The sequence below is a fragment of the Paraburkholderia sp. FT54 genome (assembly GCF_031585635.1).
In the GTDB taxonomy this organism is placed as follows: Bacteria; Pseudomonadota; Gammaproteobacteria; order Burkholderiales; family Burkholderiaceae; genus Paraburkholderia.
This window is the reverse complement of the sequence record NZ_CP134195.1, coordinates 2,737,560-2,750,876: the sequence shown is the minus strand read 5'-3', so window position 1 is coordinate 2,750,876 and position 13,317 is coordinate 2,737,560. Positions and strand designations below refer to the sequence as shown.

Here is a 13,317-nt window from a genome sequence, read left to right as displayed (position 1 = left end):
CCACCATCCCTGCGCGATGGCCGGCGCGTTTGGGCAGACGCGCGTAGACTGATTGTCCATTTATCGACGGCTAAGCCACGGAGATTATTCAATGGAATACAGACATCTGGGTGCATCCGGTTTCAAGGTGCCGGTACTGAGCTTCGGTACGGGCACGTTCGGCGGCAAGGGCGAGTTTTTCGAGGCGTGGGGCGCAACCGACGTCGCCGAGGCGCGTCGTCTACTCGACATCTGCTTCGATGCGGGCGTCACCATGTTCGACAGCGCGGACATCTATTCGGGCGGCGCATCCGAGTCGGTGCTCGGTGAAGCGCTCAAAGGCAAGCGCGACAAGGCGATCATCTCGACCAAGGCGACCTTTCGTTTCGACGACGGACCGAACAGCGTCGGTTCGTCGCGCTTCCATCTGATCCAGGCCGTGGACGCGGCGCTCAAGCGCTTGCAGACCGATTACATCGACCTGTTCCAGCTGCACGGCTTCGACGCCAGAACGCCAGTCGCCGAAGTGATGTCCACACTCGACGATCTGGTGCGCGCCGGCAAGATCCGCTACACCGGCGTGTCGAATTTTTCCGGCTGGCATCTGATGAAGTCGCAGGACGTGGCGGATCGCTATGGCTATCCGCGCTATGTCGCGAATCAGACCTACTATTCGCTGGTCGGCCGCGATTATGAGTGGGAGTTGATGCCGCTCGGCGTCGATCAAGGTGTGGGCGCGGTGGTGTGGAGTCCGCTCGGCTGGGGGCGTCTCACTGGCAAGATCAAGCGCGGCCAGCCGCTGCCCGATTCGAGCCGCCTGCATAAAACCGCCGACATGGGGCCGCCGGTGCCGGACGAATATCTGTTCCGCGTGCTCGATGCGATCGACGAGATCGCGGCCGAAACTGGCAAGACCGTGCCGCAGATCGCGCTGAACTGGCTGCTGCAGCGGCCTACCGTATCGACGGTGCTGATCGGTGCGCGTAATGAGGAACAGTTGCGGCAGAACCTCGGCGCGGTGGGCTGGAATCTGACGCCGGAGCAGGTGGCGAAGCTCGACGCGGCGAGCGCCGTGCGTCCCGCCTATCCGTACTGGCATCAGGAAGGATTCGCGGAGCGCAATCCGAAGGCGGTGTAAGCGCGCTTGCGCCTGAGGGCGCGTTGCGTGGCACGCGCTCCGGCGCGGACTCATTTCGCGAGTTCGGCTGGGGCGGCAAACAGCTCGCTGTAGTAGCGGCGGCCCGCGTCGAGATGCGGGCCGAACGCAAAGCCTTGGGCGAGCATGGCGTCGAAGTCGGCGCGTTCGACTTCATCACGTAGCTGTGTTCGCTGGTGACAAGGCGGCACGAGATGCCGGTCGTCACCGCCGCGCTGAACCACTTGCCGGCGCTTGCGTGGTCCGCCGGATAAGCGTGCGGGCTCACTTCAAGTTGCCAGCCGCCATCCAGCAGAATCCACATGGTTTGATCCTCAGCGGTTGTCACGCTGTCTTTGCATTGCGCGACGACCGTGCCGGCTTGCGCTTCCCATTCGTGGGAGTGGCCGATCACCCACCGTAGCTGATCGGTCGTCAGGCTCGTAAAAAAACGGCGTGTGCTTCAGCAGATGAAGGTACGTGACCGAGGGTTTCATGGTCGTGCTCCTCGTCGTGACGGACGCGTCGGACGGTTGATACCCGTACCGGCGCCCGTCACGAGAATGATCTTCAGCGCCTGCCCCGTCGGTGGCGCATCAAGTGCGTCAAGCAATGCCGCCGTTGGCACGCAGGATCTGACCGTTGACCCAGCCCGCATCCGGACCGGCGAGGAACGCCACCACCGACGCGATATCGTCCGGCTGGCCGAGTCGCTGCAGCGGCGGCATCTTCGCGAAAGTCTGGATCTGTTCTTCGGTCTTGCCGTCGAGGAACAGCGAGGTCGCGATCGGACCCGGCGCCACGGCGTTGACAGTGATGTTGCGGCCGCGCAGTTCTTTGGCGAACACGTGCGTGAAGGCTTCGACGGCCGCCTTGGTCGCGTTGTAGATCGCATAGCCGGGCATGTTCAGCGCCAGCGTGGTGCTCGAAAAGTTGACGATGCGGCCGCCCTCGTTCATGCGCGCCGCTGCTTCGCGCAAGGCGTTGAAGGTGCCGCGCACGTTGATGTCGAAGGTCTGGTCGTAGAGCGCGTCGCTGGCGTCGGCGAGCGGCACGGTCTTGAGCACGCCCGCGTTGTTGACCAGCACGTCCACTTTGCCGAGTTGCTGTTCGGTGATCTCGAACATGCGGCGCACGTCGTCGGCATTCGAGACGTCGGCCTTCACCGCGATCGCCTTGGCGCCAGCCGCGGTGAGTTCCGCGACGAGCGCATCGGCCTCGGCCGAACTGGACGCGTAATTGACCGCGACGGCGAAGCCGTCCCCGGCGAGACGTTGCGCGACCGCTGCGCCTATGCCGCGCGATGCGCCGGTGACGATTGCGACCTGGGCGTTTTTGAGCGTGTTCATGATTCGTTTCCTTGTGGCTGTTGGATGTGTGAGATGAATCATGGACGCTTTCCAGGCGTAGATAATCAGGCTAGACTTGGCATCATCATTCCATTTGCTTTAACAATTGGCGCGCAGCCGCCTGACAGCCATCGGCCATGGATCGTTTCGAGGAAATGCGGGTTTTCATACGGATCGCGGAGCGGCAAAGCTTCACGCGCGCCTCGGACGATCTGCGGATTCCGCGCGCCACCGTGACCAACCTGATGAAGCGCATGGAGCAACGGCTCGGGGCGCGGCTGCTCGAGCGCACCACGCGCACGGTGCGTCTCACGCACGACGGCGAGGCGTACTACCGCCGCTGCGTGCGTCTGATTGCCGACATGGAGGAGGCCGAGGGCTCGTTTTCGAACCTTGCGCCGAAGGGTTTGCTGCGGGTGAATTTGCAAGGCACGCTGGCGCGGCACTTCGTGGTGCCGGCGCTGCCGGCGTTTCTCGCACGCTTTCCCGGGATCGAACTGACCATCGGCGAAGATGACCGGCTTGTCGATCTGGTGCGGGAGGGAGTCGACTGCGTGCTGCGCGCGGGCAATCTGCAGGATTCGTCGATGGTGGGGCGCCGCGTCGCGCAACTGCCGCAGGTGACGGTGGCGAGTCCCGCGTATCTCGCCGCCTATGGCGAGCCGGCTGAGCCGTCGGCGCTGTCCACGCATCGGGCGGTCAATTACGTGTCGAGCGCGACGGGCAAGGCCGTGCCGCTCGAATTCAGCGTGGCGGGCCGCGCGGTGGCGATGGTCCTGCCGTCGGCGGTGTCGGTGACCGGCACCGAACTCTACACCGGCTCGGCGCTTGCGGGGCTCGGCATCGTGCAGGTGCCGCAATACCGGGTGGCGGCCGAACTGGCGGCGGGGCGGCTGAAAATTATTCTCGCGGACTTTCCGCCGCCGCCGATGCCGGTGTCCGTGCTGTATCCGCAGAACCGTCAGTTGTCGTCGCGGGTGCGGGTGTTTGCGCAGTGGCTGCGCGACATTTTCGAAGCGGCCGTGGTGACGACAGGCGGCGCGGAGTAATCCTGAACGGGGCCGAACGGCAGGATGCTGGTCGAATGGATGCCGCGGTGGTTTTCGAGTGCTCGAAAAGCGTGACTCATGCGGATTTTCCGAAAGCCCATGCAAACGAAACTTCTCATCAACGCGGCTCTCATATCGCTGGAGTGGACCGGTGTTGCCGCGTTGCCGTACCATCTTTGGGTCGAACTCGTTCGAAGGAATGGAACATGCTGTCCGAAGACGAACTGGCTTTGCTCGACGCGATTCGCGAGACCGGCAGCCTGTCGCGCGCGGCGGCTCGGCTCGGCAAGGCGCCGTCCACCATCTCGCATGCGGCCCGGCAACTGGAGACGCGCTTCGACGCGTTGCTGTTCGACCGGCGTCGCTACCGGCTGCAACTCACGCCCGCGGGCCAGCTTCTCGCCGATGAAGCCGCGCGTTTGATGCTCGACATGTCGCGCATGACGCAGCGCGTGAAGCAGATCGCGAGCGGCTGGGAAGACCGCTTGTGGATAGTCACGGACGAAATCATCGAATTCGAACTGCTGATGCCGGTGGTGCGCACATTCGATGCGCTCGACTCCGGCGTCAAGCTGCGCATCACCCATGAAGTCTTGAGCGGCACCTGGGAAGCGCTGCGCGACGGCCGCGCGGATCTGATCGTGGGCGCGACCAACGAGCCGCCGGCGATTCCCGGCCTGCGCTGGTTCGAACTCGGCGTGATGGAGTGGGTGTTCGCGGTGTCGCCGCGCCATGCGCTGGCGGCCGTCGAGGGAACGCTGGGCCGCGAACGGATTCTCGAACATCGTGCGGTGGTAGTGGCGGATTCATCGCGGACTACCGCGGGGCGTGCCTATGGTCTGATCGGCGGACAGGCGTCACTGGCCGTGCCGTCCATGCGCGCAAAAATTCTGGCGCAACGCGATGGCCTGGGCGTGGGCTGGTTGCCGCGTCAGCGTGTCGCGACGTTATTGAAGCAGGGCGAGTTGATCGAGAAGACGACCTCCGATCCGCGCGAGCCGAACGTGCTGTACGTCGCGTGGCGCGGCGATCATGAAGGGCGCGCCTTGCAATGGTGGCTCGAACAGCTGCGGCAACCGCGGCTCGCGAAACGCCTCGTGCGCGGCGTGGACGTGACCATCGGCGCCTGATGTCCGCGCCTTTGGTCCGCGAGTGAGCGGTGCTTTTTATGCAGGCGGCGCGGCTTCTCGTGGGATCATACGCGCCGTGCTGGGCGATTCTGCTTTCCGCACGGTACGAATCAAGAGGAGCAGGGCGATGATCGATGGACTGGTGGGCGGGCGGTTGTACGGCGAGGCGCAGATTCGCACGGGGCAAAACGGCAGGCGTTTCGTGACCTGCAAGGTACGCGCGGCCACCAACGACGGCGACACGATTTTCGTCAATGTGATTGCCTTCGACGACGACGTGCAAACCGCGCTGCTCGCGTTGAGCGACGCGGACAGTGTCGCGCTGAGCGGCACCTTGACGCCCAAGGTTTGGACCGACAAGAACGGGCTCGTCAAACCGGCCGTGGATATGGTTGCCCACAAACTGCTGACCGCTTACGAAGGGCGCCGCGAAGCGGATGAATGAGGCTTGGCCTTCGGCTCGGCACCGGCATCCCTGAGATACTCGACGAAGCGGTCGGCGACCGGCGCCGCGTCGCCGCTCCGGCGCAACAGCAGCGTTTCGTGGTTAACCCCACGTCATAGTCCGCCCACATAATGTCATCCTCAATCGCGCAAAAGCTGCCTACCATCGAGGCGGGCGGAAAAAAAGACGGGGGGAAAGCCATCATGAATCGCTATCGTTCGCTGGGCGTCGTGACCGGCGCGGCGCAGCTCGCCAGCGCCGACGTTCTGTGCCGGATGACCGCCGCCTGGGACCGGCCAGGCGCGGCGCGGCCATTCGATCTCGTTCTCGAGCAGCAGTCCTGGCAAGGACCGGCCTCGCAGAGCGAGGTGAACGCCCAGTTCAAGATTCACGTGTTCGACACCATGCGCGCGTTCGAAAAGCGCGGCGTCGAGGCGATCGTGTTGCCGTGCTTCCTCAGCCATACCTTCATCGACGAACTCTCGGCGAACGTGGCCGTGCCGGTCGCCAACATCATGACGGCGCTATCGGCGCACGTGCGCCAGGCGTTTCCGTCGGTGCGCCGGATCGGCGTGCTGACTTCGGACGCCATCCGCGACAACGGTCTTTTCGAGCGTTATTTCGACGCCGCGCGGTTCGCCGTGCTGCATCCGCGCAACGAAGCGGGCGTCGATTGCGTGACGAGCGCCGTCTATAGCGACGAAGGCATCAGAAACGGCCGCCTCTATGGCCGCCCGATCGAGTTGCTGCGCGCGGCGTGTGCGGACCTCATCGCGCAGGGCGCGGAGATCATTCTGCCGGGGCTCGTCGAAATCGCGCTGGTCGCGCGCTCGCTCGGCCGGCTCGAGGTGCCGTTCGTCGACGCCAATCTGGTCTACGCGCGCTACGTCGCCGCGGCCCAATATTCGGAGCAGGAGCGGCGCTTCAAGGTGGGCGTGCTGGGCGGCGTCGGGCCGGCGGCGACGGTCGATTTCATGGCCAAGCTGGTGCGCAATACGCCTGCCGCGTGCGATCAGGACCACCTCAGGATCATGGTCGAGCAGAACCCGCAGATTCCCGATCGCACCGCCGCGCTGCTCGGCAACGGCGCCGATCCGACGCTCGCGCTCTATGCCGCCTGCAAGACACTCGAGGATGGCGGCGCGGACCTCATCGCGATTCCGTGCAATACGGCACATGCGTTCGTCGAGCGGATCCAGCCGTCGCTCAGCATTCCGATCGTCAATATGCTGACCTGTACCGCCGATTATCTGCATGAGACTTTTCCGGGCCTGCGCGAAGTCGGCGTGCTGGCCACCTCGGGCACGCTGGCGAGCCGCGTCTATGAGCAGTCGCTCGAAGCACGCGGTTTCGTGCAGATCGCGCCGGGCGACCTGGCCCAGGCGCGCCTGATGAACGCCATCTACGGACCGAAGGGCGCGAAAGCGGGCTTCACGTCGGGCGAGTGCTGCGATGATCTCGCCGCGGCGGTCGACGATCTGGTCGCGCAAGGCGTGCAGGTGATCGTGCTGGGTTGCACCGAGTTGCCGTTGCTGCTGCGCGACGCCACGCTGGCGTGCGCGGGCGGCCTGGTGGTGCGGCTCGTCGATCCGACGGAGGTGCTGGCAAGGCGTTGCGTGGCGTATGCGCTAGGCGAAAGCCGTGCGCTGGATGCCGCGCCGGTCGCTACGGCGGCGACAGCGGGCCGATCATCGCCGAGAGCGTCTACGGCCAGGAACGGTGCACCGGTCACGACCCCGCGGCGCATTGCAAGCCTCGCGCGATAACGCCTCTCCACGCCTTCAGCGCCGCTTCATGCGGCGCCAAACCTTGGCCATTCCAATCGGCACAACGTTTGCTGCCGCGCTGAACGGCGCGCGTTTTTTATCGCCGGTCATGTCCTGAGACGCTTCGAAAGCGCAACCGTGCCGCGTCGTGGAAAACTGTATAAATATACAGTATAGTATCCCGTTGCAAGCTGAGCTTCGGCGTGGGTTTCCGCCGTCCGGCTGCACCGAACTTGCGCGGTCGCGAGGCGTCCGTGAGAGGTGGCCCACTCATTCAGACGGTCGGAAAAATTGGCATCTAACGGCACTATCAAGATTCGCGGCGCACGCCAGCACAACCTCAAGAACGTCGACCTCGACGTACGAACCGGTGAAATGACGGTCGTCACCGGCCCGTCCGGTTCCGGCAAGTCGAGCCTCGTGTTCGACACGCTTTACGCGGAAGGGCAGCGGCGCTACGTCGAAACGTTCAGCGCTTACGCCCGGCAGTTTCTCGACCGCATGGACCGGCCGCAAGTGGACCGCGTCGACGGCGTGCCGCCGGCCATTGCGATCGACCAGACCAATCCGGTGCGCAGTTCGCGCTCCACGGTCGGCACCATGACGGAGCTCAACGATCACCTGAAGCTGCTCTACGCGCGCGCTGCAGAACTGTTCGACCGCAAGTCGGCACACCAGGTGCGTCACGACACGCCGGAAACGATCTACGCCGAACTGCTCGAACGCACGGCGGACAACGAACCGAGACTCGTCGTCACGTTCCCGGTCGAGCTGCCCGAGTCCGCCTCGGAGCAGGAAGTGGAGCAATGGCTGTCGGCCAGCGGCTACACGCGCGTGCAGGCGCAGCGCGAAGTCGATTCGCCCACCGGCAAGCGCAAGCTGCTCGATGTGGTGGCCGACCGCTTTCGCTTGCGCTCGGTGGACAAGCAGCGGGTGGTCGAGGCCATCGAGGCTTCGCTCAAGCGCGGCGGCGGGCGCGTCAATATCTATGTGTTGCCGGCGTCGTCGGAAGGAGCGGAAAGTCAGGAAGCCGAACCGCAAATCTGGCGCTTCTCCACCGGCTTGCACAGCCCGGAAAGCGATCTGCGCTACGCCGATCCGCAGCCCGCGCTGTTCTCGTTCAACTCGGCCTACGGCGCATGCGAAGTCTGCCGCGGTTTCGGTCGCGTGATCGGCGTCGACCTCGGGCTGGTGATCCCGGACGCGCGCAAGACGCTGCGCGACGGTGCGATCAAGCCCATGCAAACGCCTGCGTGGAAGGAGTGCCAGGACGATCTGATGCGCTATGCGGCGAAAGCCGATATCCGCCGCGGCACGCCATGGGGCGAACTGACGGACGCCGAGCGCGACTGGGTCATCAACGGCTCGCCGGATTGGAACGGCAAGTGGCAAAGCCACTGGTACGGCGTCAAACGCTTCTTCGAGTATCTCGAATCGAAGGCGTACAAGATGCATATTCGCGTGCTGCTGTCCAAGTACCGCAGCTATACGCCGTGCGAAACCTGCGGCGGCGCGCGTCTGAAAACGGAATCGCTGTTGTGGCGCCTCGGCAGCAAGGCGAATGCGGACGACGTGCTGCCGGCGGAGAAGCGCTTCCTGCCGCGCGGCGTCGACTGGACGCGCGGGCAGCTCGAAGCGTTGCCGGGCCTGACCGTGCATGATTTGATGCTGATGCCGATCGAGCGCATCCGGCGCTTCTTCGACGAAATCAGCTTGCCGAGTGCCTTGCTCGACGACGCGTTGAAACTCCTGCTCGCCGAAGTGCGCACGCGCCTCAAATATCTGTGCGACGTGGGCCTCGGCTATCTGACGCTCGACCGGCAAAGCCGCACGTTGTCGGGCGGTGAGGTGCAGCGGATCAACCTGACCACGGCGCTCGGCACGTCGCTCACCAAGACGCTCTTTGTGCTCGACGAGCCGAGCATCGGCTTGCATCCGCGCGATCTGAACCGCATCGTCGAAGCCATGCACCGTTTGCGTGACGCGGGCAATACGCTGGTGGTGGTCGAACACGATCCCTCCGTGATGCTCGCGGCGGATCGTCTGATCGACATGGGGCCGGGGCCGGGCGAGCGCGGCGGCTCGATCATTTACGACGGTGCGCCCGAAGCGATCCGTTCCTCCGGCACGCTCACCGGCGAGTACCTCGGCGGCCGCCGGCACGTGGCCGACGCGGCGCATTGGTCGCAGCGTCCCGTGGATGCCGCCACGCCGCGCATCGTGCTCGAAGGCGCGACGGAACACAATCTGCGCGATGTCACGGTGGAGATTCCCCTGCAGCGGCTCGTCTGCGTGACAGGGGTGTCGGGGTCCGGCAAATCCACGCTGCTGCAAGATGTGCTGTATCCGGCCATGGCGCGGCACTTCGGTCTCGCCACCGAATCGCCGGGTGCATTCAGAAACCTGAGCGGCGCCGATCAGGTCACCGACGTCGTGTTCGTCGACCAGTCGCCGATCGGCAAGACGGCGCGCTCGAATCCGGCGAGTTACGTCGGCGCGTTCGACGAAATCCGCAAGCTGTTTGCCAAGGCGCCGCTGGCGCAGCAACGCGGTTACGGCCCGGGCATGTTCAGCTTCAACTCGGGCGAAGGCCGTTGCCCGACCTGCGGTGGCTCGGGTTTCGAACATATCGAAATGCAGTTCCTGAGCGACGTGTATCTGCGTTGCCCCGATTGCGACGGGCGCCGTTATCGCGCGGAATTGCTCGAAGTGAAGATCGAGCGCGGCGAACCGGCGCGCGCGCTGAGCATTGCCGACGTGCTGGAATTGACGGTGAGCGAAGCCACCACGTATTTCGCTAAAGATGCCGAAGTGTTGCGCGTGCTGCAACCGATCGTCGACGTGGGCCTCGAATACGTGAAGCTCGGCCAGCCGGTGCCCACGTTGTCGGGCGGCGAAGCGCAGCGCCTCAAACTCGCCGGTTTCCTGGCGGAATCGGCCCAGGCGCGGACTGCGCGCAGCGCGAAGCAGCCGGTCGCGAAGCGTCTGTTCATGTTCGACGAACCGACCACCGGCCTGCATTTCGACGACATCGCCAAGCTGATGCAGGCGTTCGGCAAGCTGCTCGCGAGCGGTCATTCGCTGATCGTGATCGAGCACAATCTCGACGTGATCCGCGCGGCCGACTGGCTGATCGACCTCGGCCCCGAAGGTGGCGACGGCGGCGGTCGGGTGCTGTGCGCCGGCACGCCGGAAGACGTCAAAGCCTGCCCGGAATCGCATACTGGCGAGGCGCTGCTGCAATACGACCGCGCCATGAGCGCGGCGGCCGAACCGGCGTCGCAAGGCATTCCGCTGCAAAAGGCGTTGAGCGCGGCGCGAGCGCGCCGGGCGATCGAAGGCGAGGACGTGGTGCGCATCGTCAACGCGCGCGAGCACAACCTGAAGGCGCTGGATGTGGACATTCCACACGGCAAATTCAACGTGATTACAGGCGTGTCCGGTTCGGGCAAGTCCACGCTCGCCTTCGACATTCTGTTCCACGAAGGGCAGCGCCGTTACCTCGAATCGCTGAATGCCTACGCGCGTTCCATCGTGCAACCGGCGGGGCGGCCCGAAGTCGACGCGGTGTACGGTATTCCGCCGACCGTCGCGATCGAACAGCGGCTCTCGCGCGGCGGGCGCAAGAGTACCGTCGCGACCACGTCGGAGGTATGGCACTTCCTGCGTCTGCTATATGTGAAGCTCGGTCTGCAGCATTGCATTCACGACGGCACGCCGGTCACGGCGCAAAGCGTCGAATCGATCGCGGCGCAGTTGCTGCGCGATCACAAGGGGCAGCACGTCGGTTTCCTCGCGCCGCTGGTCGTGAACCGCAAGGGCGTCTATACGGATCTGGCGAAGTGGGCGAAAGCGCGCGGCAATACCCATCTGCGTGTGGACGGCGAGTTCGTGCCGGTGGACCCGTGGCCGAAGCTCGACCGCTTCCGCGAGCATACGATCGAGCTGCCGGTGGCTGACCTCGTCGTGTCGCCGGACAACGAAACCGAACTGCGTCAGGCGCTCGACCAGACGCTGGAAGTCGGCAAGGGCGTGATGCATCTGCTGGCGCCGCTCGACGGTTTGCACGACGCGATCACTGGCGGTCATCCCACGGCGAAACTCGGCGCCGTGAAGGTGCTGTCCACCAGGCGCGCGTGCCCGGTGTGCGGCACGAGCTACCCCGAACTCGATCCGCGCATGTTCTCGTACAACAGCAAGCATGGCTGGTGTACCACGTGCGTCGGCACGGGCCTTGCGCTCACGCGTGAACAACGCGCGGTGTACGACGATACGATCGTCGTCGACGACAATCGCGGTCGTGAACAGAGCCTGCCGTCGGAAGAGCAGGAGCCCGAGGGTCTCGTCGACGAACCATGTCTGGATTGCGCCGGTACGCGTCTTAATCCCACCGCGCGCGCTGTCACGTTCGACGCACAGGCGATTGTCGATGTCGCGCAGTGGACCGTGGCCGATACGCGCGCGTGGATCGACACGCTGGAGATGACCGGCCGCGACGCGGAAATCGCGCGTGACGTGGTGAGCGAAATCGGCAGCCGTCTGCAGTTCCTCGAGGAAGTGGGGCTTGGCTATCTGAGTCTCGATCGCGCGGCGCCGAGTCTTTCAGGCGGCGAAGCGCAGCGCATCCGGCTCGCCGCTCAACTCGGCAGCAACCTGCAAGGCGTGTGCTACGTGCTCGACGAACCGACCATCGGTCTGCATCCGCGCGACAATCAGATTCTGCTGAACGCTTTGCGCAAGCTCGGTGAGAAGGGCAATACGCTGGTGGTCGTCGAGCATGACGAGGACACGATACGGCGTGCTGATCACATCATCGACATCGGGCCGGGCGCGGGCAAACGCGGCGGCACGCTGGTCGCGCAGGGCAGTGTTGCCGACCTGTCGGCGCAGCCCGATTCGCTGACAGGACAGTTTCTCGCGCAGCCCATCGTGCATCCTTTGCAGCCGCGCCGCGAAGTGGTCGCGCCGGGTAAGCGCACGGCCGCGGTGCCGGAGAACTGGCTGACCGTGCACGGCGGCAAGTTGCACAATTTGCGCAACGTCACGGTCGGCATTCCGCTTTCGCGGCTGGTGGCGGTCACCGGCGTCAGCGGTTCCGGCAAGTCGACGCTTGCGCGCGACGTGCTGATGACCAATCTGCTGGATGCCGTCGGACGTTCGGTGCTGTCGTCGCCGGCCACGCGGCGCGCGCGCGCGGCGGCCGAGGAAAAGCCCGCGGCGAACCGGCGCTCCAGCGTGCTGGCGCGCTCGGCACCGCGCGCGCCGCTGAACGTGACGCATGCATGGCAAGGGTGCGATTCGATCACCGGCTGGGAAACCATCGACCGCGTACTTGAAGTCGATCAAACGCCGATCGGCAAGACACCGCGTTCGTGTCCCGCCACGTACATCGGCGTGTGGGACGCAATCCGCAAGCTGTTCGCCGGCACGCTCGAAGCGCGGGCGCGTGGCTATACGGCTTCGCGTTTCTCGTTCAACACCGGCGAAGGCCGTTGCCCCGCCTGCGAGGGGCAGGGCGTGCGCACCATCGGCATGAGCTTCCTGCCCGATGTGAAAGTGCCTTGCGATGTGTGTCACGGCCAGCGCTTCAACCCCGAGACGCTCGCGGTCACGTGGCGCGGCAAGAATATCGGCGACGTGTTGACCATGGAAATCGATGAAGCCGTCGAGTTCTTTGGGCCTATCTCGAACATCGCTCATCCATTGCAGTTGATGAAAGACGTGGGCCTCGGTTATCTCACGCTGGGTCAGCCATCGCCCACGTTGTCGGGCGGCGAAGCGCAGCGCATCAAGCTCGTCACCGAATTGAGCAAGGTGCGCGACGACATCACGCGGCGCGGTCAGAAGCCGCCGCACACGTTGTATGTGCTGGACGAACCGACCGTGGGTCTGCATATGGCGGACGTCGCCAAGCTGATCCGCGTGCTGCATCGTCTCGCGGACGGCGGCCATAGTGTCGTCGTCATCGAGCACGATCTGGATGTGATCGCCGAGGCGGACTGGATCATCGATCTCGGTCCAGAAGGCGGCGTGGGCGGCGGGTCGATCGTCGCTGCCACGGATCCCGAAGGACTGTCGCGCATTGCCGCGAGCCATACGGGCGCCGCGCTGCGACCCGTTCTCGCGCGATCGCGTAACAACAGCGCTGTCGTGGCAGGCGAGGGCACGAACGGATGATGCAGTCGAGCGGCGCGATCAACGTTGCGCCGCTCACACTTGCTCGTTTTGTCGAACCGGCGAGGGTTTGCCGGCGCATGTGCGTGTCGCTTTAGCCGGGCGTCCGGTCAGCGCGAAATTGCCATGCACAGCTCGCCAACATCGCACCGACATCGCCCGTACGCGGCATCCATCCATTCTGTCGGCAGTTTGTAATTTATTAGAATTGTTTTGTAATTCAATGCGGAGCGTAATTGAGATGCGTATTTAGAGTGTCGTAAATACCGCTAAGAATATTTTCAAATGCT

At 64.6% G+C, this 13,317-nt stretch carries 8 protein-coding genes; 6 read left to right on the top strand and 2 right to left on the bottom strand.

Annotation, left to right across the window (positions count from 1 at the left end; translation table 11 throughout):
- The first annotated feature begins 91 nt into the window (after nt 1–91).
- Nucleotides 92–1,117, top strand: coding sequence for an aldo/keto reductase (locus RI103_RS12700; protein ID WP_310812350.1), 1,026 nt, complete (start codon nt 92–94; stop codon nt 1,115–1,117).
- 50 nt (nt 1,118–1,167) lie between these two features.
- Here RI103_RS12700 and RI103_RS12695 read toward each other — a convergent pair whose 3' ends face one another.
- Nucleotides 1,168–1,359 carry a hypothetical protein gene (locus tag RI103_RS12695; protein WP_310812349.1) on the bottom strand — a complete coding sequence of 64 codons (192 nt, stop codon included), beginning with the start codon at nt 1,357–1,359 and terminating at the stop codon, nt 1,168–1,170.
- Nucleotides 1,360–1,719: 360 nt separating this feature from the next.
- The gene (locus RI103_RS12690) at nt 1,720–2,463 is read right to left on the bottom strand and encodes an SDR family oxidoreductase (protein ID WP_310812348.1); all 744 of its coding nucleotides are present in this window, start codon (nt 2,461–2,463) and stop codon (nt 1,720–1,722) included.
- Nucleotides 2,464–2,600: 137 nt separating this feature from the next.
- On the opposite strand from RI103_RS12690, the gene RI103_RS12685 reads away from it, so the two are divergent.
- The 5 genes from RI103_RS12685 (at nt 2,601) to uvrA (ending at nt 13,030) form a co-directional block, all read left to right on the top strand.
- Nucleotides 2,601–3,512, top strand: coding sequence for a LysR substrate-binding domain-containing protein (locus RI103_RS12685; RefSeq protein WP_310812347.1), 912 nt, complete (start codon nt 2,601–2,603; stop codon nt 3,510–3,512).
- Between the two features lie 206 nt (nt 3,513–3,718).
- Entirely contained in the window at nt 3,719–4,642 is a 924-nt protein-coding gene (locus tag RI103_RS12680) for a LysR family transcriptional regulator (protein WP_310812346.1), read from the top strand.
- Nucleotides 4,643–4,769: 127 nt separating this feature from the next.
- Entirely contained in the window at nt 4,770–5,087 is a 318-nt protein-coding gene (locus RI103_RS12675) for a single-stranded DNA-binding protein (RefSeq protein WP_106285001.1), read from the top strand.
- 203 nt (nt 5,088–5,290) lie between these two features.
- Nucleotides 5,291–6,853, top strand: a complete 1,563-nt coding sequence (locus RI103_RS12670; RefSeq protein ID WP_310812345.1) for an amino acid racemase — start codon at nt 5,291–5,293, stop codon at nt 6,851–6,853.
- 291 nt (nt 6,854–7,144) lie between these two features.
- Entirely contained in the window at nt 7,145–13,030 is a 5,886-nt protein-coding gene (uvrA, locus tag RI103_RS12665; protein WP_310812344.1) for an excinuclease ABC subunit UvrA, read from the top strand.
- Nucleotides 13,031–13,317 lie beyond the last annotated feature (287 nt).